A 22,926-nucleotide genomic window follows, 5' to 3' on the forward strand; every position below is an offset into this window, starting at 1 on the left:
ATCTAAGTAATATTATTAAAATGATGATTCATGAAGGTAGTATAGCAGTCGACCCGAGCCTCTACTGCCATCTGTGTTTTTCTCTGGAGAACAAATACTAAATAGGTACAGGTAGTTCACCCGAAGCATAGATGGGTGAAAATACCACAAAACGAGTACAGGCGACAGTCAACTCGTTCCGGATTTTAGAACAACTACTGGAGGCCAAACAGTCGATGGGGGTGACCGAACTTGCGGATGCAGTCGGACTCTCAAAGGGAGTAGTTTACACCCACCTCAGTACCCTCTCTGAACTCGGATACATAAAAAAGGAAGAGCAACGATACCTTCCCTCACTCGGACTGCTCAAACTCGGAGAAGACGCTCGGAGAGGCCTCTCAGTATTCACACAGGCCAGACACCATATCGAGAATCTCGCTCGGGTAACAGGTGAAGTCTCAACGTTGTTTATCGAAGAGGATGGCCTCGGCGTCTGTGTCTACACTGCTGTCGGCAATGGATCGTGGATGCCTGACTATACCTGTGGTAGTCGGATGCCACTCCACGTCAATGCAACTGGGAAAGCCATTCTTGCGTCGCTTGAGCAAGATCGTGTCGACGACATCATCGAAGAACATGGACTTACCAGAATGACGAATGAGACAGTGACGATCCCCGAGACGCTTAACTCCGAACTCAGGAATATCAGTGAGAGTGGCGTTTCGTTTTCCAGAGGAGAACAGTTCGTGGACGTTGTTGGGGTCGCAACAACGATCGACCTCGATGGGCGCGAGCCAGTAGCTGCGATTGGTGTCTGTGGTCCAAGCAGCAGACTGAATGGGCGGTATCTTGAAGAGGACATTACTGGCCAAGTCATCAGCACAGCCAAATCAATACAGGTCGACTTAGCAAGGTAGGTTTCTTACATCCAATACGCGATCTCGAACCTTTGAAAGTTCCAAGATCTATACCGTTCATCCGGAAAATCCCTCCCCCCACAACAAGATAGTCTTCAACGCCCCCAATTATCATCGAGTCGTCGCGTTAGGCGATATCCTCACACTTGGCGTTCGTAGTGCCAATCTCTTCGCCATGGTAAATGGAGGGTGTACTGTGGGCGGCAAACGGAAACGTCGCGAGGAGCTTCGCGCTCTCGATTCTTACGGATTCTCACCGTTCGGATGCTCGATGGAACTGTAAACCTGAAAACTCCAAAGCTCAGGATTCCTGCGTTGACGAGACGCATTGCGTCTCGTTCGCCCACCAGAACGCGGAGCGTTCTGGAGACGTCTTCAGGCGCAGGAGTATATCAATGAGTGAATATGTTCTGCAGGTGTATTACCACTCAGCGAGGCTACCATCTTCGTGATGCCAGATGGGACTGTGCCAATTTACCCGTGTTTGTGCCTGCTCGCGGATGAATTCCTCGTCAAGTTCGATACCGAGTCCAGGGCCGGTCAATCGTTCGATAAAACCATTCTCGAAATTGAACACCTCGGGATCGTCAAGATATGCGAGCCACTGGCTCGATTTGGGGTCGTGCACATCAAGATCCTGCTCTTGGAGAACGACATTCTGTGAGCAGAACCCCACTTGGAGACTGGCAGCGAGCGCGACAGGACCCAGCGGACAGTGCGGAACGACAGCCACATCAAAGGTTTCTGCCAATGAAGCGAGTTTCCGCATCTCAGTGATTCCACCGACGTGAGAAACATCCGGTTGAATTATCGAGACAGAATCGTTGATTAGCAGTTGTTTGAACTCGTATCGGGAGTAGAGCCGTTCTCCCGTTGCGAGCGGGATAGTTGTCTGATCGCTAAGCGTTTTGAACATCTCCTTGTGCTCCGGGAGTAGTGGTTGGTCAACGAACGCTAAATCGTACGGTTCTAGCTGCTGCAAGAGATTGAGGGCCATCGGCTTCGAGACGCGACCGTGGAAATCAAACCCGACCAGCGCTTCGTCGCCAACAGCATCTCGAATCGCTGCAACCTGCTTAACAACTTGATCTATCCTAGCAGGTGCCGATAGTGGACGGCACTCATCTGGCAAGTTGGTTTTGAACGCTCGGTAGCCTCGTTCGCGGTCTCGAACGGCCACTCTGGCGAGTTCTTCAGCACTATCTCCACTCAAATACTTATGGACAAGCATCCGGTCTCGAACGTGCCCACCGAGGAGTTGGTGTACTGGCACCTCATGGTAACGTCCCTTGATGTCCCAGAGTGCTTGATCAATGCCGGATAGAGCGCTCATTAATATGGGCCCACCGCGGAAGTAGGCGCCCTGGTACAGCTTCCGCCAGAGATACTCTGTTCGAAGCGGGTCCTCCGCTAGGAGGTGCCCCTCTACGAGCTCTGTAACGGCAGTCCGAACAGTCTCCAGTCGTCCCTGAACAATCGGCTCGCCCCACCCGACAATCTCCTCATCTGTTTCCAGTTTAAGCAATAACCATCGTGGGGGAACGGCAAACAGTTCGTAGTCAACTATTTTCATGATTGTCCTATGAAGATGAGGATACTTGAATGGGCAGGCTCCCGGTGTATATGATGGATTATCCGATTAGCTCTTTTGTTGTGTTCCTCACAGATTTTGATTTCCTCTTCACCCCACTACAATGTGTCACAGACTCATCCCAGACCCATAGTGTTAGATGATGTCATATTCTAAGAACGGTCTATAGGAACGACTCTATTGAATCGCCATACAGCGCGTGATTTTACTGGTTGACGAGCTGCTTGATGGTGTAAACGATACACATCAGCATGATTTCACGGAACCTGTGATTGGCCCTTAAAAAGCGTGTTCAGGAGGTACGATCTACAACCGACCAAGGAGAATTCGGCAGTCGCAGGCAAACCATTACAACCATAGATTCGTAACATCAAATCTCTTAAACAACTATTGGCCGATACTTGGCGGGCGTACGATTGTCGAGGGCTTGATTCGATCGCACGAAATTATAGTAACGTTCCTGTGTGGTAGATTGTTGATAGAGAAGCGTGTCATAAAAGGTGTCACACAAAGCAGTAGGTGCGGAAGTGTGTCCAATACAATCCCAATCTTGCGAGACGTTACTTCAGTCGACGAGTTTTTGGAATGCACCGGCGACCGAGACAGTACCGCTATTCGAGCACCTTGAGTTCGAGTTTTTGAGAGCATACGATGTGTTCTCCCCTCTGTCTGGGGGGCGAGCACGAGTTCGCGAATCATCAGAACTCTTGCGAGGCTTTCTGCACTGCTACTATCAGGACGACTCGAAAGGGGATCTTGATAGAATCAATCGAAACCTCCCTGAACATCACGGTATAGGTGAAGCGGGCCTATCCTTCGACTACTGTTATTGCGAACGAGATTTCACTTTCGTTCTCTTGGTCATCGATCGCAATCTGGTCCAGAGAGGTATATTTACCTACCGGATAGCAAGAATCATTCGACGAATGATTGAGGACTGTATATACTTCAGAAATGCTTTCTCCAGAATCAAGCTCTTTTATCATTCCAGTTTCGAGTATTGAGGGTATGTCTTCAGCGGTCCAACATCCCTCTTCCATAGCGGTTGGAACCACGACATCGTCTGCGCGGGGGTAGGAGGACGGAACTACAATACACATATTCTCCTCTGCTCCGCTGGATTGATGCAGTACATACTGACTAAATGGAGGTGTGAATCCTGTAAACACCTCGTGTTGAGTGGAGCTAATATTCGTGAGAGTCAATCGCACTGCTGGCGGTGCTTGAGAGGTGAACTCTCGGATAAGCGTAGCCGTCGTTTTAAGTTCATCAGAAAATCCGTCCAAATCAAGCTCCGGCACTATCTTCATTGAGCTAGCTAAAGACCTTCTTGCATATAGATTATTGGCGACAGCGATTCAGCAGTCGGAATAGTGAGTTGACAGCAGTCTTGAATCGTAGGGCCGACCCGTTTGGTAAAATTCACCGTGTAGGCTTGATCGCACTCTCAAACGGTGAAATTGAGAACCGTAGAAGGCTCCTATCTCACCGTCTTTGAGACTGAACAGAAGGCACGCATCAAAATCATCCTCCGAAGTTGTGGTGACGTCTGGCACCAGATTTGGTGTAGCGTCATGGGGTTTACTTGCTAGAAACCGTTCGTGGCATCTATTTTTGGAGTTCACACAGACTCCAACAGTCTGTTTGTCCCCAAAACCCATATTGTATCTGAGTGAAAGTCGCTCTACCCAGAAAATGACGAGCTTAAAATCAGGAACCCCCTCACCGAGGCGTCTACCCCGGGTTCGGAACCAACTTTACTGGAAACGATGGTGTGTCATCTGTGAGTGAGCCAGCACACTCACCTCAAAATCGAGATTGGAACAACGTTGACGGCGTCTCCTGGACGTTCCTTGAGCGCGAGGAATTCGTCGACACATACTGGGCTGTTATCGCGCCAGCAATGGAAGCTGATGGCCTCGATTCAACCCAAGAGAAGCTAACGCACAGTTGGGTGCGCGAACACGACTTCCGGCCCCTACTCTACGCCCTTCGAGAGTACCATGATACCACGTTCGGAGACTTCTGGTCCGACGACTTGGGGCTCGAACCCGAGGAAACGGGTTACAACTGGGCGACCGAGCACGAACGGACTATCGAAGCACTCGAATCGTTCTTAACCTCAAGACGAGAGCGCAAGGGTCTCGCTGAGTCATCAATTGACACTCTCCGTTATCGGCTGAATCGCTACGTGAGCGCCTACCGTAACGAAAACGAGACGGACGATCTCCTGACGCCAATCGCACGCGAGAGTGACGTCCCAGCCTACAAAGCGGTCGACGCCTGCTGGGCAGCGTTCGACCGACTCCACGGTGATCTCGACGGCGGGCAGACTAAGCGTCGCATCCATCTCGCGGTCTCGAACTGGTACGCGCATTTAGTGCGGCGAAAATGGGCCGCCATCAATCCTGCCGACGGCCTTGGCGACGAGTTCAATTGGTCGAATGGGAACGGTGGCAACGACGCCGATACACCTTGCCTTGACGCAGAGCACGTTCGAGCGCTCTACCACGCAGCAACGGATATCGAAGAATGGCTGCTCGTGCTTGCACTCTATGCGTGGGGACTTCGATCGGGTGAAGTCGCTCGACTCCACACCCGACAGTTCGTTCTTGACCCGAACGATGAGGACGTCCCGTTCATCGTCTTCGAAGAGCGGAAGAACGGCCCGGGGGAGGTGTCGCTCCTCTACGGACGGGGGGTTCTCGAAGACCGCCTCGCCGCGACCGCTGACACTGATGAGTGGAGCGGTTATCTCTTTCCGTCGCCGCACGCATCGAGAAGACACATTTCACGTTGGACAGTCTGGAATCGGTTTGGACAACTTTCCGATCGTGCTGGATTGCCCGAGACAATCGACGGTGAGACTCCGTCACCGAAGATGGGACGGCGGTTCTGGTACGACGCATATTCGTCGTCACTCGACGTCGTTCTTGGGAGTCTCGACGAGATTTCGGCCGAACAGGGAAGCGCAAGCGCCGATGTCGTCCTGCAGAACTATCTCTCAGATGCACGTGCGCGGCAGTTGCGGCGAGAGTATATGTGAGAGCAACTTGCCGCTGCGTTTGAGGGGAGTGATTGACATCATTCAGTGGGACACAGCAAATCAATGAGAGGTCACCCCTCGTAACCTTCCTAGGAGGCACAGACCAGATTACAGTCCCAGCCGGCAGTAGACTAGGTCCTCGGTTATACAAATAGTTTTGTAAAGTGTACAACCAGAACTGCACTCGAAAAGAGAAACGAACACGAACTAGAGAAAGAATTCGAGACTTCGACGCCGCTCTACTCCTTCACGGGTGGATGCAAAGCGCGTCGTAGAAGCAGGAAGCCCCGAGGCTTGACCTCGGGGCAGGTTCACAGGGGAAAATAAATGACACCGAAGAACGTAGCCACGTATATGAGCAACGAGACCGCGAACGGATCTACGTCGGCCAATGCCCACGCCGTCGCAGCAGAGGCGTTCGTCGACCAAGCGCGGTCTCAGCATGGCGATGAAATCGCCGAGTTGTACGTCTTCGGCTCAACGGTTCGCGGCGAAACTCGTGGACTTGCCAGCGACGTTGACGTCCTCGTTGTCCTCGGTGACGATACCAATCAGGATATCATTGCCGACTCCCTCCGTGACCTTGCCTATGACGTGATGCTCGAATACGGGCCTGTTGTCGAGCTTCACATCCTTTCGGAGACGGCGTTCGAACGCCACCAGCACGAGGGCAACCCCTTCATCAGAAGTGTCGTCACTGGGGGGCGCTCCTATGCCTGATGGTGAAAACCCCGGCAACGCCGTGGTCGAAGATCAACTCCGGCAAGCCCACCAAGCGCTTACGGATGCCGAGGGTGCACGGGATGCACAGCTCTCTGACGCGCTTGTCATTAATCGGCTGTACTATGCCTGCTTCATGGGATTGCATCAACATGTTCGTCGAGTACCTGACGGCCAGCGTCGGTGAGTCGATAGACAGCCCCCGGCGGGCCACGCGTTCCCCGATCCGCCTCACCGCTCTGTTTGATCAGGCCCTGTTCACGCAGTGGGCGGAACACATAGGTCCGTGAGCCCTCGGCAATCTCGGCCGCATTCATGATGTCGTGGACGGGTGCGTCTCCACCGAGATAGGCGATTGCTTCGAGGGCCGACCGCCGAACACCTGTCACAGTCTCGATACTGGATTCATCGTCGTTAGTGTCACTCATTGTGGGGTCCTTCGCACTGAATTAGTATAGGTCTTAATGCATTAGTAACCGGTTTTGTCGAAACCGCCGACACAATAAGGCGGGGTATGAGGTGAACGCTGGCCAGATGGGGTGTCGAACAAGCGGTGCTTCGCAGGTGGGTGTCGACGACAAACGTCTCCAGAAGTTGATACAGTCGAGACGGGGGTGTCAGACGAGCGCTTGAGTAGGGGTGTCGACCAAATGCGACAGGTGGAGATGCGGGTAAGCGAACCGGGGACTCGGCACCGACCTGGCGACGACGTGCCGCGAGTGAGATGGCGGCGACGGCGTGGAGTGTCCTCGCGCGTACATCTGCAACGTCGGCGCCGACGGTGGCCGCAGTGGGTACATGCACAGTACTGACGTCGCGGTGGGCGACGCTACACTCAATCTCACTGCAAGGAACAGCGGAGACAGTCGGACTCGAGATTCTGTACCGATCAGATGACGCCGGTGAGCCCAAGCCAGATGATGCACAGTGAAATGAGGATTCCCACAATGCCGGCGAGACGGCCAAGCCGCTCTCGTTGTGCACTGGTCATATCCTGACTACAGACGCCACCACAGAAAACAGTATGCCAGCCGACTGTTGAGCTACGTGCAGACTGCCGGCGGTGACTCGTGAGCGTTCAACTGCTATAACGACCACGCTGTGTGCAACGGGCAGGTTTGGACAGGAAAGAGTGGACCCAGTGGTCCGATACTGCATGCACACAGTGCGTGTGCCTGAGTCGTGGCGCGTTGCAGCAACGTCTCACCACTGTCCGTCGGAAAGTCGACGATGACAGGCACCGGGGTGGATTATCGAGCAGGCCACCAGACGACAGCAATGAGGACACCGCCGACACCGATCAAGGCGAGCCCCTACAGAATCCCGAACGTGGTGATCGGGTTTGCACCGACCAGAATGCTGGCGCCAACCCACATCGAAACGAGCGCCACGATGGTCCAGACGATGTCACTGAGCGTTCCGTGAGTACCGTCCGGGACTGCGTTGGAAGGCGGGTGCTGAGTGTTTTCGTCCATGACTGTCGTGACTATACGTGCCGGCGACGACGGCACGTGTGAGCGGAACTGTCGTCACATGGGAAATTCGAGAGTGATGTCGTCGACACCCACGTGTGGCTGGCGTCGTGAGCGACACCCCAGTTGGAAGCGACTGTGGACACCCGAGTGAGCGCCGGTGCTCTAGTGCCGACAGTGATAGCGTATGACTGCCTGGTGGAAGTGGCTATGTAAGGAGTGCGTCGAGTTCTTCGAGGGCTTCGGCGTCGTACTCGCGAATGTCGTAGCGATTGGCGCTGGAGCGCTCCGTGTAGATGGCGATGATCTCGAGGTCAACTAAGAGGGCAAGCAGGCGGCCGAAGGTCCGCGCCGGAATGGGCGGGTCCTCAAGTGTCTCGTACAGTTGGCGACTCGTGGGGTAGGGACGGGTAGCGTTGTTGAGGGCCGTCTGGAGAAGTGGGAGGTAACGGGAGAGGGTGCTGTAGGTTACCGGCGAGCAATCATGGCGCGAACGCTTCAGCGGTTCGGTTAACACCCCGGAAGTCGAAGTAGTCGCGGCCCTTGTTGCCCATCTCGTTGCCGAGCACGATATCCCAGAGTCCGAGCTCGGCGTCATTACCCCGTACCGTGGTCAACGCACCTTGATCAGCGACGAACTCACTGAGTACGGTAACGTGGAAGTCTCAACTGTCGACGGCTTCCAGGGCCGTGAACGCGACACGATCGTTTTCAATGCCGTCAACACTGAGAAGTACGGCCTGCGTTTCGCCGGGAATAAGAACCAATTCAACGTCGCTTGCACCCGTCCGAAAGACCAGTTCATTATGGTCGGCAATCGGACCGCAATCGAAGAAAACGCATCATGGGAGAACACCCTTCGATCGTTCATCAGGTACACTAGCACGCACGGCGGTGTCTTCAACTGGGACAAAGGCGAGTGGGTTGACGGTATCGACCCAGCAGATGCACCCTCACCCGTCCCACGGAGCAGCCCGGAAATCGTCGAACCGCCGTCTGGACAGCCCGACGATTTCGATAGCACGACTACAACTAGTGACACATCAAACACCTCGGGTGGAGACTCACCGTCAACCACGTCCGTTGACCCTCAACTCCGATCTTGAGTCACTGACATCGCATAGCTAGTTCCGACTTCAAATGGGGGAATTAGCCGATACATATGGGTTACAGACTGGGAAAGAAGTCTAGCAACTCCTCAGCTCAGATCTCGATGAGTATTACGAACGAGATCCAAACAGCAAAACCCATCCGTATTAGATTAAGAAGCTAAATCGCAATTCGACGGCTACCTGAACTCGTAATGCGGAGGGGAAGATGTCTACAACTGACGCGAGACGTGTGACGGGCAGATTCGCGAGTGAGGTTAAAGCTCCGAGAGCAATCCTCGTTCGATTGCAAAGTTGTGCCGGAAGGTGTTCGGATCACCCCCGCTGGACTCGGTCGCGATGTGGTCCATCGCTCGTTGCCACCGTGGCAGTTTGTTCGCACCGCCGACAGCCAGTCTGTTCGAATAGACACGCTCATATCGCGTCTCATCGGCGTGGAGCTGGCCCCAGTGCGGGACTGCCTCAAACGAATCCGCTAGGCGGTGGATGTGTGCGTGGAGTTCTGCGTTTCCGTCCATCCCACGGGGCGTGAAGATCTCGACGTGACACGTGAGCGGGAACTGCTGCATCCCGACGAGCGCTCTAGTCGACTGGGTGAAACGAAGATTGACGATGACGATTATCGCGTCGGTTCCGTCGCGCATTTCGTCGGTCTTCTCGAATATCGCATCGACGAATGCGAGCCCGCGCTCTGCGGGTAGCCCGTACTCGGAACTCTGGATCAACTGCTCGAATGGACTCGGTTCACTGAGCGAACCGGGTGGACACTCTCCCTGCCAGTTCTGTGTTAGGGCGAGGAAACTCGGTCCGACCCCCGTCCTGCGCGGTCGTTCAAAGTGGGTGGTATAGATACTTTGGATCTCCTCGATGAGATCGCGCCCGGACCCAGTAATGGCAGTGATGCGCCAAATCAGGTTGAACAGGTTCGGCAGTGCCGCAGCGATCTCCTCATCATCGAACCCGGAGCCGATGATGCGGAACAGGTCTCCAATCGCACGTCCGAGATCCCGAATGAGCTCAATCTCGTTCCGGATGTCAAGGATTTCTCCCCACCGCCACGGTCTGAGCAGAAGGCTGGCGATTCGTTCCAATTGGCTGGCGATGAATCGGGGAATTAGCCGCAGAATCCGTCGAACAATGCCCGAGAGCACATCCAGGAGAACCTCTCCCAGCTCAGGTCCTTCAGCGGGGAGATCCACTGGGTCTGCTGTCAGGTTCATAGTAGTCAGTCGGCACTCTCGAGTCGGATTAACGGTCGCTTCCACAAACCAGTGTTCTTGAGGGTCGGCATCAATGACAGCTTCACTCAGTTCCTCTTTCGCTTCATCCCAGTGGACCCCTCTCGTCTCGGAACGGATGTTATGGGCGTCGACCGTCTCGATGACGACGGCGTAGATGATCCCGGCGTTTCCAAACGACACCAGCGTCGCGTAGAACAGATCGTCGTCGTAGACGATGTCCACACAGGGGTCGAGGCCACCGTCCTCACCTTTCAGCGCGTTCATTCGGTCAAGATCCGTGATTGGCCTCGACTCAGGTTCGATCCACCACTGTTGGCCACCTGGCCCAACAAGATGGATTGCACGCACGTAGTCGGCGATCGGCGGTAGTTTGGTCGTTGCGCCATGAGTGCCGGTGCTGAACGCTCCTGCAAGCGCGTGTCTGGCCCCACCACCCATTGTCGCCAACGCGAGTCCCGTCCCCTCGGTATGGATTGGAATTACGTCAAGCAGACAGTTGAGGTCTGCCATCCGGATCCCTGCCTCCACGTGCACCAGCCGATGGTCGATTGGGGTCCGTCGCCCGGTGACCGCAGCGTACTCGTCTTCGACATCGCCAGAGAACACCGACTGGATACCGGTTCGGCGGAGGCCGTCGGGGACGACGCGGATGCGCTCTAAAGGTGCGTGTTGGCTGTACACCTCGAATTCGTCACGCTCGAACACGTCCGGATCCAGATTTAGCAACTTGTTGAGATTTGTGCTCTCGATGAGTCGACTGGCCGTCGGGCGAGGAATGATACAGTTGGTGAACGAGCATCGGTTCCCCATAACACCCAATCGGAACCCGTCCGCTTCGGCAGTCCGCACCGCGCGAACCAGTTCGTCGAGGGTGGTGGGTGCGAACGTACCCATCGACTCGCTGACTATGTTCCTGTGCCAGTTTCTGAAGGTGAAGTCCGTGAAGTTCACCGGCTCATCGGGCCTCACGTCGGGGTCTGCCCGAATATCGAACTCCAGTGTCCGCGTCCGTTCACCACAGGGCCCAGAAATCTCGAGCGTCGCCGTCACGGTGACATCTTCGCCGCGTGACGGGACAGTGAACGTGTAAGTCTGGTTTTCACCTGCCGACCCCTCTCCGAAGACTGCCTCGTCGAGTAATTCCCCAGTAGGGTCAGTGACTGTCAACCGGGTCCGATCGGCGTTACAGGCGTTCCACAGGAACGATACGTCTTCGCCGACATCGAGACAGCCGCTCGGTGGGGTTGGGGTAAAGTCGAAGTACCGGATCACCGTGTCGCCACCGAGGAATATTACGGGATCTGCTGGCCCGTGAAACAGCTCAAACTCACTGTCGCAGGCGAGTAGGGTTGCACCGACTGGAATGTCGAGTTCCAGTTCGCCGCAGACAGCACCAGCCGGTACCACCACCTCGATCTCGGTATCAGTCCAAGACTCGGGAGTGGCGGGTATCGGACTCCCCCTGCGCAAGCTCGGGAACAAGACGATACCCGTGTTTCCCTCGAACACGAGGTTCGAACCGGTGATTGTAATGGTATCACCTGGACAGGCTCGTGGCGGAGAGATGTCCGATACCGAGTACGTGATCCCTCGCTGAAGCGCCTCTTTCACCGCGATAATAATTTCGACTTCACAGTCGACCTCCTCGGGAAAGTCCGTGAAGGGTTCGTCGGGATCTGGAGGCCATGGTGGCCCTTCCGGACACGGCACCGGAAGCGGATCCCCGCCACCGAAGGGGGGCGACAGTTCACCGACTCCACTGTCATCACAGAGACCACCGTAGATCTCCAGAGTGTTGAGGAACTCTCGTCGTTGGGTCGCATCCCCCGAGAGGGCGTTTTGAGCGGCGAAGTAAAGCGGACCCACCTGTCCGATGCCGCAGAACTGCTCCGAGAGAATCCCGATGTTTCGGTGGGTTCGAAGCGGATCATCGCTTGAGATACGAATCGCAGCCGCAGTAAGTACTCCAATTCCGCGTTGAGATAAGAGACTCGCTCGATCCTCGTTCTGGTTCGTCGCGAGATGATCGCTGAGCGCTTCCAAGAAGTCGTCGTCTAGCAACTTCTCTGCCTCTTCGACCGTTAGCCGGTGTCGAGTGTGACTGTAATGGCGGTGATTCCACGCCTCAAGATTGTTCAGTATCTCATCGAACTGGCGGATATCCCCTGGCCGTCCCTCTAACACGCCTTCCGCGATATCCAGTAGAGCTGGCAAATCGAGAACCGGTGGAAGTGAGCAGAAGAACTCGTCTGCGGCCTCTCTGTAGACGCTGACTCTTTCAGGAGGTACAGACGCCGACACCGCAGCGTCAATAGTGTCGAACACATTTTGAGAGATGAGTGCAGTCATTCCGGGCTGTCTGGGGAGCACGGCCTCTTTGACCGATTGGTCGTCTACTTCGATATCATGCGCTTGACTTCCTTTTGCTGTCTCTGAGAGGAGTTCATCCTCCACGAGTACTGTCTCCTCAGCGTCGGTCACCCAGAGATTGAACGCGTCACCTTCAGTCCACTCGAACTCTGGTTCGGGATCGTCGAAAACGAAGAGATACTCCCCATCACGGTTCGTGATTATTCGACGTAGCGGGGAGGGAATCTCCTCGGATGATTTAAAAATCTCGACAACTGCCCCGTAAACAGGGCGACCAGTGGCCCCGTTAACCACTTTCCCGCGAACTTCAACGACCATGTTGACCTGCCATATCTATATGCTAGCAGATATCATAATGCTATCGCTCCCGAAGAGGCGTGTCACTGCCTAGAGAGGGTGACTCTACTCAAAATGGAAGAGAAATCGTATCACCGACTTCTACAACGGTTACGTTCCCTTTCGGTTCACGCCTCTGATCAACCTCGTCTACACAAAGAAATCCGTGTATCCCTGGTGTTTCGAAGTGGTTCGGTTCTGAAGTGAAATACGGGGGCTCTACGGTTGCAGTCTCGCGGGCAAAGATCATGTACCGGTACAGTTCTTCGAGTCCACTTGCAGCAGTTGACGCATTCCGCGTATACTTCACCTCCCCAATCGCGATATCTTTGACCTCTCCGTCCTCACGGCGAATCAGCGTAAAATCTGGGCGTCGTGTTTTCGCCTTTGGCCGCCGGTGACCAAAGACGCCGGTTGATTCTGCTTCCTGTATCGCAAGCAGGTCTGCAGTTCGCCCCAAAAACCGACTTTCTCCGGGGCGTGCTTGATTCCGTTCCCGGTCAAAGTATGCTTCTCCAAATGCGAACTCCGAGCCCCCCGTCCAGTCGTGATAGAATTCGTATTTACTACCCCCATCCGTCCAGGAGGCAATGCAGTTGGTCTCTTTGGTGATGAGATTCCGTCGTGATCCCTCATACTCTCCTAGCAGTTTGAAAACCCAGTAGAGTTCAAAGAAGACAGGCGCATCGTCTTCAGACCACTCCTCGTTTGTAGCAGGAGCAAATAACCGACGCTTGAGCAGGTTCTCTGCTTCTGACCGATCTATCTCGTGGTTCTGCAAGCGCCGATACTGCTGTAGCAACTGTGCGGCTTCAGCGTACAACGATGATCGAGACTCGAGCACATCGCGGATTGTTCGATTAGGGACTGGATCCCGCTGTTCACGCTCAGTGTCGAGTTCGGACAGATGAACATTAGAGCGGGCCTCATCAAGATTCTTGACAAGTCGTGAATCACCGCGCCACTCATCAAACCACTCAATTCCGTCTGCCTCGGGAACCATCTCATCGACTTCCTCATAGGCACGCAAAACCTTGCTGAGCAATTCCCAGAGGACAAGGTTCTCTGGAATCGAGACAGTTTCTTCGGCTAGCTGGCACGCAAACAGTGGATCATCGATGTTTCCGGTACGATAGCGGGCTTTGATCGTCTCCTGCCAATCGATCCGTCCCTGAACTTCGCCGTTGAAAACGCGAGTTTGTCGCTGAGTTGTTGTCCGGAGTCGGCGGAGACGTGCCGGGAGCAACCACAGAAAGTCTTTGAGACCAACGTCAACGTCTGGCGGTCGCTCAGATTGCCCGCTATCGAGCGTTTGCCCGGACAGAAGGAAATGCAAATCCAGGAGGTCATCCAAATTGTTGATATCGAGATCAGGGACAGCATTCTGGAAGACAGAGTTGAACTCGAGTCCGGCACCGATATAGACGCTGAACTGCGCAGCGATCTCTGGGAGGAGCTCTTCGGGAGCCGTTCGTTCGTCGATCTTGCGGCCGGATCCGCTCATGAGCTACTGACAGAGACCTCGACATTGAAATACTCGAAGACGAAGTCCTCGAGCGCTTCAATATCTATCGTCACGCTATTCTCTGTTTGCTTCGTGAACTGTTGGATCTCAGCTACAAATTCCCGCTGTTCTGCTTTCGATAGCCCTTCTAGCTGGGGCATCACATACATGATGAGCGCGTCGGTAAAATCGATGACCGTGTCCGTCCGCACCTCTGCCCAAATGTCGCGAACGATTGCCGGACCAATCGGCCGCACTTCATTGATGTGCGTCCAGAGAGCTGCAACGTGTTCAGCCGTGCTATCGTCAATCAACACGTCGTCGAACCACGCCGCTGCATACGCTTTGATAAGGTCGTCGTCGATTGACGTCGCGTCTGGGACAGACACCGGAATGAATGCGAACCGACGCATGAACGCGTAGCTCAGCTGGTACAGTGACGTCTTGTCGTAGGTGTTCATTGTCCCGATAAGACGCCAGTCCGAGGGGATGAAATACCGGTGTGATGCTACTGCGCGTGCATCATCGGGTGCTGGATCCCCGATGAGTGTAATCGGCTCATCATCGACTTCAAACGGGAGTCGAATCGTTTCCCCAGTCAGCGCCGAAAGCAATGATCCAAATGCTTTGTCGATATCCGCACGATTCAACTCGTCGATAATCAGCCATTCCGTCTGTGGGATGCCCGACTCTGTTGCCTGGAATCGGTCCAAGAACATGCCACTGTGGAACTGCAGTTGCCGGTCAGATCTAGGGCGGAATCCTCCAATCGTGTCAAACGTTGACCAGTCCGCAGTCGCTGTGACCATCTCATAGGCATTCCCAATGTAGTGCTCAGCAGCGTGGCGAGCTAATTTCGTTTTCCCCGTTCCTGGCGGACCAGTTAGAATCACGTGTTTGCCGTTGGCAAGTGCCGATGCAATTCGTGAGATGATTTCAGTATCAACCCCATCTGGGAAGATCAGGTGTTCTGGAGATTCAAGGCCCTCAGCGCTCGCGATTGCGTCTTCATGCTGGGCCCACCAGTCGGCGTATGTCTCGAGGTTCTGCTTGGTCTCGTTTTCCGGAGTGGTGGTCTGTAGCGGCCTCCCAGTGTCGATTCGTTCGAGATCCAAATGGGTGACCACCTGATCAATAAGCGTCTCCTCGTTATCGACCAGTTCCTGAACTGCCATCCGTCGTGCAACGGCTCCCACGAAATGATCTAGTCGTGCGTTGAATGTTTCTACGGTCCAGTTGTGAAACAGCTTCTTGCCATCTTTCAAGCAGTTCACAGCGACACCGTCGTCTGCGAATGCATGCCAATCGACGCTAATGAACAGGTCGTGGTCGAAATCTGCAGGGCCTACTTCGGAAGGATCATCGATCTCAGCCATCGTGTCATAGTGTCCCTCTGTGACCCGACCGACTCCGAATGCGACGTCGATCTTTGTTTTTGGTGCCCCAGCAACGACGATGTCACCCGCTGTAATTTCTTTCTGGATGTTGTAGGCCATCCGTTCCGGCGAATTATGTGGTTCTGGCGGGGAGTCGACCTGTTCGTCTTCTTTGAAAGTGGCTTCCTTACTGTATCCGATAGACGCAATTCCCTCTGTTTGCCACGTCGCCCAATACGGGTCGTCGCCGCCTTCAGGGGAAATCTTCCAGACGGTAGCGTCGTCATCCTTGAACTCAGGGACGGCATAAAGGATATCAAGTAGCTCCTCATAGACATCGAGCAGCGCATCTAAGTCCTGGATGAGGGTGTCAGTTGCGTCCTCGCCCAATTCGTCTAAGTCGTATTCACGGTAGACGATACTGCCTGCGTTGTACTTCTCAGCACGATTGACAGCCTCTTCCTCGCCGTCGACAGTCACCGTTTCGGTTAGCTGAGTCGACCCATCTGTGAATCGGTCGGGGCACTCAACTAACGAGCGGTATGATGCAGCATGTCGAGTGAGAATTTCTGTCGAGTACGGAGGACCTGCGAGTCCTGCCGCCCTTTGTGCTTCGGTCGCGCCTTGGTTGAGGGAGAGGTACAGTCGCTGAGCGTCAGTATCGAACAAGTAGACAACATAGATTCCCTTTTGGGTAGTCTCGGTCTCTCTCGAGATCTGGACTGGGATATATGGAATATCAGACATATCCCCCTGGCCCATCGATGGTCGGATATGGAACGACTCTTCGCGGTTGCTGAGGGCAGACTCAGTTGCGCTTCGTGCTGTGACAGTGACTAAGTTGTGCAGCGCTTCGTCCGTATTTACCGTCTTGTACTCTCTTCCCTTGCCGACGTACTTGGGTGAGGGATACTGTTCAAGAATTTGTCGCAAGACCGTCCCGAAAGCAGGCTCGTCTGTCACTGCTTCTTGTCTCTAGTGAGATGATAATATCAGTGACGGTTTGGAAATTATATGGAGATTCCTGCTAAGGGAACTATGTTGGATGTGTCGGTGATGAAATCGCTCTGCTACAGCCCATCCTTGGAATGCAAGCTGGAAATCGGGTAGAGGATGTGAGTGTGTTAGAACACACATCCACGCACTGATTACTCGTCTGTGAGGAGCCAAGTAATTACTGCACCATGCTGATGGTGAGGATGACGCAGCCCCTCGAATGGCTCGATAGCAACGGTCTCAATATCGAAGTCGTACCAGAATTCTACGTCGGTTCGGAATTTCTCAGCGATACGATCGGCTCGCAGCTGGCCGTACTTTTCGTCTTGCTTCTCGTAATAGAGACCGAACAACCCGTAGGGAGCGTCGAAGTCAGACTCAACAAGCTTCTGTGCGTCAGTGAGAAGACTTGAGGAGCTTCGCTCAGGGAAGGGACTGAACACACTCTTGTACATATTCGCGAAAGTTCCGCGGCCTGTTCCAAGCCCTGCTTGAACAGGCCGCTCACACCTTCGGCTGCATTCGGTCCTTGCACAGCATCGGTGCGTCACTGTTTGCACTCATCGATTACTCCGCCCTCCACCGTTTTCTGTGGCTTTGCGTAAGAGCGAGACTCTCCGATTAGCGCGCGGTGGTCCAATTCGCATGTCCACAAAAAAGAATCTGTCAGTCTAAAGGGCTACAGCGAGGTTCATCACGAACGCGGCGACGAAGAGCAACGCGAGGAGTCCTCCGAACACTGCGCTTGCTAGCAGCCCATACCGCTTCGCCCCACCCGACGACTTTGAACGGAGGAACGCGGCCCGTGCCCCGTAGAGGCTGGCGGCGATAATCACAAACAGGATGAGAGTTCCGACGGGGTCAAACTCTCCAGTTGCCTCCTCGAATTGCAGTAGGGTGCCTATCACAACCCTAGTAGTTCGACGAGTCGGTGACGACTTCGTAGCGTTCGACGTCGGCGTAATCGACGGTCGAGAAGGCCTCGAACTTAAACGTCTCGTCGGCGGGCGCGTCACTTGCGTTCCAGAGTGCCTCGCCGAGACGGACGTCGTCCGCATCGTATAGCCTGCCAGTTACCTCCATGTATGAGAGTTCACCGCCGGACGTGTTCGTAACCTTCCCGTGAATCTCGGCTGTTCCGCCGTATTCGGCTTCCACAAGTTCGTGCTCTTCAACTGTGACGGCCTCAGTCTCGGGTTCGGGCGTCGCAGTTTCCGTCTCTTCGGGCGTCGCAGTTTCCGTCTCTTCGGGCGTCGCAGTTTCCGTCTCTTCGGGCGTCGCAGTTTCTGTCTCTTCTGACTCAGATTCGGATCCCGACTCTGACCCCGACTCCGTGTCTTTGTTTCCACCCTGTGCTGTCGAGTCGTCGGGCTGTTTCGTTCCACCCTGCGGCGTCCCCTCACTTTCGCTCCCACCACTCGTGCAGCCGGCGAGGCCGACTAAAAGCGAACTACCCGCTGCGGTCACGAACATGCGCCGGTTGATGCTATCGTTTTCTTTCGACATACACTCGGTTTTGAGATGTCGTGTTATCAAACTATCTATTTGTGTGGGAAATGCACAAGTGTATGCGGGAAATACCCGCTATATTTCCCACGGTCTTTATCAGTACGCGGGAAGAACCCCGCAGCATGAAAGTCCATGTTGACGACGAGGGTGACATCCACACACTTGAGGCCGATGACCGTGGCCGAATCACACTCGGAACCGAGTATGCGAATAAAACCGTGCAAATAGCAGTTCTCGAAACCCGCAAGTAGGAATCGAGTAACCGGACCTATTTGCCGACTGTGTGGTGCACTCCGTTGGTCTCTCTGAGCCACGGCGAGCGGTGTAGCTGTCGCTCGCTAGAGTCAGACCAGAGGGATGGGAGGAGAGCGAACTTTGCTGGCAGGCACAGATTCGCTCCCATCATACACCGCGAAGCGGTTATGAAATGCCCCAAGCAGGATGAGGCTCACAACTACTGGGGCAGCTTATCATTACGTTATAATGACAAGAAACTGTCGGTAACCACCGCTGGCGATAAAATTGTTCGGACGATCTCGCTTTTCTCGTTCTTCAACGGTGAGAAACCACTAGACAACGTGGTGATTGAGACCACCACCACCGGTAGGTGGTCGGAACGAGTCCCGTGATAGCTGTCGCTCACGCTGGCTCTACCCGGCCACTGAGGGACGCCAAAAGGATGACCAGTAAACTGATTAGGAACACACGTAGTTATGATTGCGTGACATACTGTTCAAATTGTGGAACAGAAGTGAACGAGGGTGCGAAGTTTTGTTCGGACTGTGGAGAGTCGCTTACTCCGGAGTCCATGACCGACCCGGGAACACCCGAGCATGAGGAGGCTGCCACGGTGGCAGAAGACAAGAGCGGCTTTCAGACTGCACGCGGGGTAACTGCTGGGATAATGGGACTCCTTGTGGGTGCTGTCGTTGCTTTCGCGTTCACAAACATCGGGGGGAGTAGCGTACTCTTTTTGATTACTTTCGCTGGGGTCTCGTATTACCTCTATGACCGCAAGCATTCGGCTCGTACCGCTCTTGGAAGTGGGCTCTATATCCTCGCACTTTGGATTCTTGCGGCCCCAATTATGTTCTATATCCCTATCATCGGTGGTGCAAACACTGAAACAGCAGCAGGATCCGGTGCGGCGATTGGTGGAGCACTTGGGATTCTTATTTGGGGCTTCGCTGGACTCCTCGTTGCGGTTATCGTCGCTGCTGTAGGTTACTTTGTTAACCGTGGTGCTGCTACCCCAACCGCAACTTCAACGTCGTCCTAAACTGTGACTCCTTTTGTTCTGGTTTGCCTACTACGGCTAGCGGAAGTCTTCGTACTCTTCGACGTCACAAGTTTCCTACCTGCTGAAATCTGCGTGCTGAACTCAGCGCGCGTATCTCGCACGGCCCCAGGTTTGGATGAGGTCTATCGAATCGAGGGTACTAGACTTACGAGGATTGATTGGGGATGTTCGTCGGGGTGTTCTCCGGTCGGTCAACAAGAGCAGCGACCACGAGTCCGGGTGAAGGGCCACGACGTGGGGTGGAGCATCGAGATAGTCTACGTCGGCGTCGGTCTCTCCGTCGACGTGTTAGAGCGGCTGGTCGCGCACAAGCTCAGTGTAATCAGTGTCGCACCGCAGGGACGTGGGACTGTGAGGGTGGCGGTCCTGTAGCCCTCCGAACTCTTTTCGCTCCCCTTCTCCAACCCCTCACGTATGGCGAGCGTACCGATTGCCGACAGGCCGAGGATGTCCCACGATATCAAACTAAGGCCTAGTCCATGGCCGTACGAATCTGAGGACAACTACCCACTTTCTCAATGACTGGTGGGATTGCGCACATCAACAAGAAGGAATTCACACCGCTCGTTGAGGCTGTACTCGAGTCAGACGATCCAAAAGGGACTTTTGACGATTATCGAGAGAAGAACTGGAATATAGATAAGCGGCATCAGGTCAACTCCCTTCGGGAAATTCTCGTCGAGGCTGTAGCTGGATGCCTGAATCATGATGAGTTCGGAATTAGTGCGAATGCAGCAGTCATTCTTCGGGAGCATATGTTGCTCTGCTCCCGCGTCTGTGATTTGGACGCCCTCGTCGCAGCCCTGACCGACCAGGTGAACGAACGGCGTATCCAACCTGCGAAAGAAGCCGCGATTACCTTAGCGTTCTTTTTGAGCACACGTCCGCCCGACCGAGATCTGCCTCGGTGGGACGGATCAGATCCAATGGCGTCGACATCTATGCTTGAGGATCTCGACCAACATAGACTTATCAGGGACGTACCGATCGATTCTGGCTATCTGCATAGAATTTCGCCGGCAACTGTTGAATCAGCGATTGATGCTCTCATCTCGAATTTGAATCGGAAAGAGTACAAGCGCAGTTCCGAGTGGACAGTGGCTAGAGAGTGCGCCAAAGCACTCGGGGCAATTGGTTACCAACGTCCAGAGCTAGTTTCGGAGGCAGTGCCAGCAATTGAGAAATTGCTAGGAAAGCCCGACGAACGTCAGGGGTGGCTTGTGTACGCCCTGACCTCAATCGGATACACACGCCCAGACCTCGTCCCAGATGATCTCGCCTCTCGCCTCAAGAAGTACTCTGAAAATGGCAGCCTCGGACCGGATTGGCAACTCTATTATGCCGCCCAGGTGGGTCATCGAAAAATCGGACACGCCCCCATCTACTTGCAGGAAGAGGGCTGTGATGCAGATTCTGACCTCAAGCCTGTCGTTGAGAAGTTGTTCAACTTCATGTTGAATCGCTTTCCTTCTGGGCCAGAGGAATGCATACAGGCGTTCGTCGAAATCTATCGCTGTCGCCCTGATGATTTAGTGAGTATCCTGAGCGACGAGTTAGACCTGATACTGCAGGGTAACCCTCGGACGTATGAATTCCCAGACAATTTCATGCGCCTCTTGAGTGAGTTAGCTGGTGTTGATGCAGCAGACCTGAAACCGATATTAGACCGATCTGATGAGATCTATCGCGACCATGCCAAATCTCATTACTGGTATGAAAATTCCCTTGAACTCCATCGACGAGTCGCCGTCCAAGACGAGGACTTACTTCCAGCTAACTTGGGAGACACAGTAACAGAGTTTGTGGAATCTGAGGGACGGGCAAGCGTCAAAACGGGCGTCCGTAGGTTCTTAGAGGAAATCGGGCAGTTGGATGACGACCTCGAAGCAGAGTTGCAAGGGCCGTCTATCATAGGCTCTATTGAGAAGTTAGTGGATAGCGAAGAGTTTTAAGTCGAGTCCTTAGTTGAAGAGACCGACCCCAAAGAGGCAGAATCAGACGGTTAGTTGATTTTCACGCCTATCTGGGGGCCCACCCACTACGTGCAATCAACCCACGACTGGTGCTGAACTCAGCCTCTAAGTTCAGCACGCCGATTCTGACAGCACTTGGAGAGTAGACTGAGTTGCTGTCTGAATCCTTTTCGTAACACCCTCCGAGACTCAGTCAGAGACCTGTACGCTCACGTCCGTTCTCGTACAGACTGTACGTATCTACTGTCTTTTATAAACTACTGCCCCCTGTACGAAACCATGGCGACTATCGGGTGTTATCTGCGAGTCAGCACCGACGATCAGAGTCTCGATCGACAACTAACGAGCACCAGTGAGTATGCGGACGAGAATTCGATGTTGAGCTCGCTGACCTCCGGCACTACCGTGACAAGAGTACCGGGACGACGACGGATCGCTCGGGCTATCGGAAGGTGATGAGCGACGCCGAGGCCGGGACTCTCGACGCCGTCGTGATTCACAGTATCTCACGCATCTGTCGAAGCATTCGCGACCTCGATCAGACCGCCTCGCGTCTGGCCGACGCCGGCGTCGAGTTGCACATCATTAGCGAAGGGATGGTGCTGCGACCCGACGACGATGACCCCTATCAGACGGCGCTGTTCCAACTGCTCGGAGTCTTCGCCGAACTCGAAGCGAACATGGCCCAACAGCGAACCAAAGAGGGGCTGGCCGCACGGATGGAAAACGACGAGTACCATCACGGGCCGGCCCCACTTGGCTTCGAGAAAGACGACGGCTTTCTCATCGAGGGTGAGCACTACCACGACGTCGTCAGCGTCCTCGAGATGGTACATAAAGACGAACTGAGCAAGCGCAAAGCCGCCCGGCGGTTGGAGACTTCACGATCGACAATTAACCGAGCGCTCGATCGTAGCGAGCTATACGGGATTTGAGTTTGGAGTTCTCGACCTTACCTCTCCAAGTGCTGTCAGAACCGGCGTGCAAGACTTAGAGGGTGTATTCATCAGAATCAGCATCCGGCCCGAAGCCGAGACGCGAAACGAAATACCGTCCGGCTAGCGACGGTTCCTGGAAAATCGGAGGGATCTACTGCTGAATCTCTCGGTTACACTGACTCGTTCAAGAGCTCGCCGATATGCTCGTCGATCGCTTCGAAATCCTCATCGAACACCCCGAACATGGTGAAGTGTCCCCACAAGCTCGGGATCGGTCGCAACTCACTGTCAGGAATCATTGCCTCCTCGTACTCGCAGTCACGAACCGGGAAAAACATGTCCTCCTCAAAGGGCATGACGTATACCTTTGCTTCGACCCGACCGAGCGCCGCTTCAAGATCGCCATCGGTATTCCGGCTCACGTCACCATGCTGCCATTTCGTCGCCATCGTGAGTAAGTTGTTCGGATCCATCGGTAGGAACCAATCCTCCCAGAAATTCCTCATGAAATCATCGACTGACTGGAACCCAGCACGGTTCCAGGCCTGT

Annotated in this window: 17 protein-coding genes and 4 pseudogenes; 10 read left to right on the forward strand and 11 right to left on the reverse strand. The window is 54.3% G+C overall.

Annotated features, from left to right (window positions below; genetic code table 11):
- Nucleotides 1–131: 131 nt before the first annotated feature.
- The gene (locus BSG17_RS20500) at nt 132–896 is read left to right on the forward strand and encodes an IclR family transcriptional regulator (protein WP_089827265.1); all 765 of its coding nucleotides are present in this window, start codon (nt 132–134) and stop codon (nt 894–896) included.
- 421 nt (nt 897–1,317) lie between these two features.
- On the opposite strand, the gene dgoD is transcribed toward BSG17_RS20500, so the two are convergent.
- Nucleotides 1,318–2,469 (reverse strand): galactonate dehydratase, encoded by a 1,152-nt coding sequence (gene dgoD / locus BSG17_RS20505; protein WP_089827266.1) that lies wholly within the window; start codon nt 2,467–2,469, stop codon nt 1,318–1,320.
- Between the two features lie 547 nt (nt 2,470–3,016).
- Between dgoD and BSG17_RS20510 the strand changes: the two are divergent.
- Nucleotides 3,017–3,227: pseudogene (locus BSG17_RS20510) on the forward strand (IS5/IS1182 family transposase); the annotation flags it as partial.
- A 69-nt stretch (nt 3,228–3,296) separates the two neighbouring features.
- On the opposite strand, the gene BSG17_RS27235 reads toward BSG17_RS20510, so the two are convergent.
- Nucleotides 3,297–3,797, reverse strand: a complete 501-nt coding sequence (locus BSG17_RS27235; RefSeq protein ID WP_170864890.1) for a hypothetical protein — start codon at nt 3,795–3,797, stop codon at nt 3,297–3,299.
- A gap of 473 nt (nt 3,798–4,270) precedes the next feature.
- Here BSG17_RS27235 and BSG17_RS20515 point away from each other — a divergent pair, with 473 nt between their 5' ends.
- Together BSG17_RS20515 and BSG17_RS20520 are read left to right on the forward strand one after the other, a co-directional pair.
- Nucleotides 4,271–5,533 carry a tyrosine-type recombinase/integrase gene (locus BSG17_RS20515; protein ID WP_089827267.1) on the forward strand — a complete coding sequence of 421 codons (1,263 nt, stop codon included), beginning with the start codon at nt 4,271–4,273 and terminating at the stop codon, nt 5,531–5,533.
- A gap of 354 nt (nt 5,534–5,887) precedes the next feature.
- Complete coding sequence (locus BSG17_RS20520; protein ID WP_089827268.1) at nt 5,888–6,253, forward strand: nucleotidyltransferase domain-containing protein; 366 nt, start codon at nt 5,888–5,890, stop codon at nt 6,251–6,253.
- A 134-nt stretch (nt 6,254–6,387) separates the two neighbouring features.
- On the opposite strand, the gene BSG17_RS26380 is transcribed toward BSG17_RS20520, so the two are convergent.
- Complete coding sequence (locus BSG17_RS26380; protein WP_139246737.1) at nt 6,388–6,681, reverse strand: helix-turn-helix domain-containing protein; 294 nt, start codon at nt 6,679–6,681, stop codon at nt 6,388–6,390.
- Nucleotides 6,682–7,933: 1,252 nt separating this feature from the next.
- Nucleotides 7,934–8,242, reverse strand: a complete 309-nt coding sequence (locus BSG17_RS20530) for a hypothetical protein (protein WP_089827269.1) — start codon at nt 8,240–8,242, stop codon at nt 7,934–7,936.
- Nucleotides 8,243–8,285: 43 nt separating this feature from the next.
- Here BSG17_RS20530 and BSG17_RS20535 point away from each other — a divergent pair.
- A pseudogene (locus BSG17_RS20535) lies at nt 8,286–8,831 on the forward strand (C-terminal helicase domain-containing protein); the annotation flags it as partial.
- A 260-nt stretch (nt 8,832–9,091) separates the two neighbouring features.
- Here BSG17_RS20535 and BSG17_RS20540 read toward each other — a convergent pair.
- The 6 genes from BSG17_RS20540 to BSG17_RS27610 all read right to left on the reverse strand — a co-directional run bounded on the left by BSG17_RS20540 (nt 9,092) and on the right by BSG17_RS27610 (nt 18,163).
- Nucleotides 9,092–12,763: a D-arabinono-1,4-lactone oxidase gene (locus tag BSG17_RS20540; RefSeq protein WP_089827270.1), complete on the reverse strand. Its 3,672-nt coding sequence runs from the start codon at nt 12,761–12,763 to the stop codon at nt 9,092–9,094.
- A gap of 88 nt (nt 12,764–12,851) precedes the next feature.
- Nucleotides 12,852–14,285, reverse strand: a complete 1,434-nt coding sequence (locus tag BSG17_RS20545) for a hypothetical protein (RefSeq protein WP_089827271.1) — start codon at nt 14,283–14,285, stop codon at nt 12,852–12,854.
- Nucleotides 14,282–16,624 (reverse strand): MrcB family domain-containing protein, encoded by a 2,343-nt coding sequence (locus BSG17_RS20550; protein WP_089827272.1) that lies wholly within the window; start codon nt 16,622–16,624, stop codon nt 14,282–14,284. The genes BSG17_RS20545 and BSG17_RS20550 overlap by 4 nt, the downstream gene beginning before the upstream one ends.
- A gap of 185 nt (nt 16,625–16,809) precedes the next feature.
- Nucleotides 16,810–17,112 carry a hypothetical protein gene (locus tag BSG17_RS20555; RefSeq protein ID WP_211609253.1) on the reverse strand — a complete coding sequence of 101 codons (303 nt, stop codon included), beginning with the start codon at nt 17,110–17,112 and terminating at the stop codon, nt 16,810–16,812.
- 216 nt (nt 17,113–17,328) lie between these two features.
- Nucleotides 17,329–17,565: a hypothetical protein gene (locus tag BSG17_RS20560; protein ID WP_089827273.1), complete on the reverse strand. Its 237-nt coding sequence runs from the start codon at nt 17,563–17,565 to the stop codon at nt 17,329–17,331.
- Nucleotides 17,566–17,569: 4 nt separating this feature from the next.
- Entirely contained in the window at nt 17,570–18,163 is a 594-nt protein-coding gene (locus BSG17_RS27610) for an FxLYD domain-containing protein (RefSeq protein ID WP_089827274.1), read from the reverse strand.
- 682 nt (nt 18,164–18,845) lie between these two features.
- Between BSG17_RS27610 and BSG17_RS28740 the strand changes: the two are divergent.
- From BSG17_RS28740 to BSG17_RS20585, 5 genes and pseudogenes are all read left to right on the forward strand, one after another.
- Nucleotides 18,846–18,953: pseudogene (locus BSG17_RS28740) on the forward strand (zinc-ribbon domain-containing protein); the annotation flags it as partial.
- 63 nt (nt 18,954–19,016) lie between these two features.
- A complete protein-coding gene (locus BSG17_RS20575) occupies nt 19,017–19,445 on the forward strand; it encodes a hypothetical protein (RefSeq protein WP_244531643.1) in 429 nt (142 codons plus the stop codon).
- A gap of 240 nt (nt 19,446–19,685) precedes the next feature.
- Complete coding sequence (locus tag BSG17_RS27240; RefSeq protein ID WP_170864892.1) at nt 19,686–19,838, forward strand: hypothetical protein; 153 nt, start codon at nt 19,686–19,688, stop codon at nt 19,836–19,838.
- A gap of 146 nt (nt 19,839–19,984) precedes the next feature.
- A complete protein-coding gene (locus BSG17_RS20580) occupies nt 19,985–21,418 on the forward strand; it encodes a hypothetical protein (RefSeq protein WP_089827277.1) in 1,434 nt (477 codons plus the stop codon).
- 476 nt (nt 21,419–21,894) lie between these two features.
- On the forward strand, nt 21,895–22,374 hold the full coding sequence (locus tag BSG17_RS20585; RefSeq protein ID WP_244531644.1) for a recombinase family protein: 480 nt from the start codon (nt 21,895–21,897) through the stop codon (nt 22,372–22,374).
- Nucleotides 22,375–22,547: 173 nt separating this feature from the next.
- Here BSG17_RS20585 and BSG17_RS20590 read toward each other — a convergent pair.
- Nucleotides 22,548–22,926, reverse strand: a pseudogene (locus BSG17_RS20590) (hypothetical protein); the annotation flags it as partial.

Origin of the sequence: Halogranum amylolyticum (assembly GCF_900110465.1) — an archaeon.
In the GTDB taxonomy this organism is placed as follows: Archaea; Halobacteriota; Halobacteria; order Halobacteriales; family Haloferacaceae; genus Halogranum; species Halogranum amylolyticum.

What these genes read in the sequence shown, in the direction of transcription:
- BSG17_RS20500 (WP_089827265.1), top strand. Translation starts at nt 132, where the DNA reads ATGGGTGAAAATACCACAAAACGAGTACAGGCGACAGTCAACTCGTTC.
- dgoD (WP_089827266.1), bottom strand. Translation starts at nt 2,469, where the DNA reads ATGAAAATAGTTGACTACGAACTGTTTGCCGTTCCCCCACGATGGTTA.
- BSG17_RS27235 (WP_170864890.1), bottom strand. Translation starts at nt 3,797, where the DNA reads ATGAAGATAGTGCCGGAGCTTGATTTGGACGGATTTTCTGATGAACTT.
- BSG17_RS20520 (WP_089827268.1), top strand. Translation starts at nt 5,888, where the DNA reads ATGAGCAACGAGACCGCGAACGGATCTACGTCGGCCAATGCCCACGCC.
- BSG17_RS26380 (WP_139246737.1), bottom strand. Translation starts at nt 6,681, where the DNA reads ATGAGTGACACTAACGACGATGAATCCAGTATCGAGACTGTGACAGGT.
- BSG17_RS20540 (WP_089827270.1), bottom strand. Translation starts at nt 12,763, where the DNA reads ATGGTCGTTGAAGTTCGCGGGAAAGTGGTTAACGGGGCCACTGGTCGC.
- BSG17_RS20545 (WP_089827271.1), bottom strand. Translation starts at nt 14,285, where the DNA reads ATGAGCGGATCCGGCCGCAAGATCGACGAACGAACGGCTCCCGAAGAG.
- BSG17_RS20555 (WP_211609253.1), bottom strand. Translation starts at nt 17,112, where the DNA reads ATGTACAAGAGTGTGTTCAGTCCCTTCCCTGAGCGAAGCTCCTCAAGT.
- BSG17_RS27610 (WP_089827274.1), bottom strand. Translation starts at nt 18,163, where the DNA reads ATGTCGAAAGAAAACGATAGCATCAACCGGCGCATGTTCGTGACCGCA.
- BSG17_RS20580 (WP_089827277.1), top strand. Translation starts at nt 19,985, where the DNA reads ATGACTGGTGGGATTGCGCACATCAACAAGAAGGAATTCACACCGCTC.
- BSG17_RS20585 (WP_244531644.1), top strand. Translation starts at nt 21,895, where the DNA reads ATGAGCGACGCCGAGGCCGGGACTCTCGACGCCGTCGTGATTCACAGT.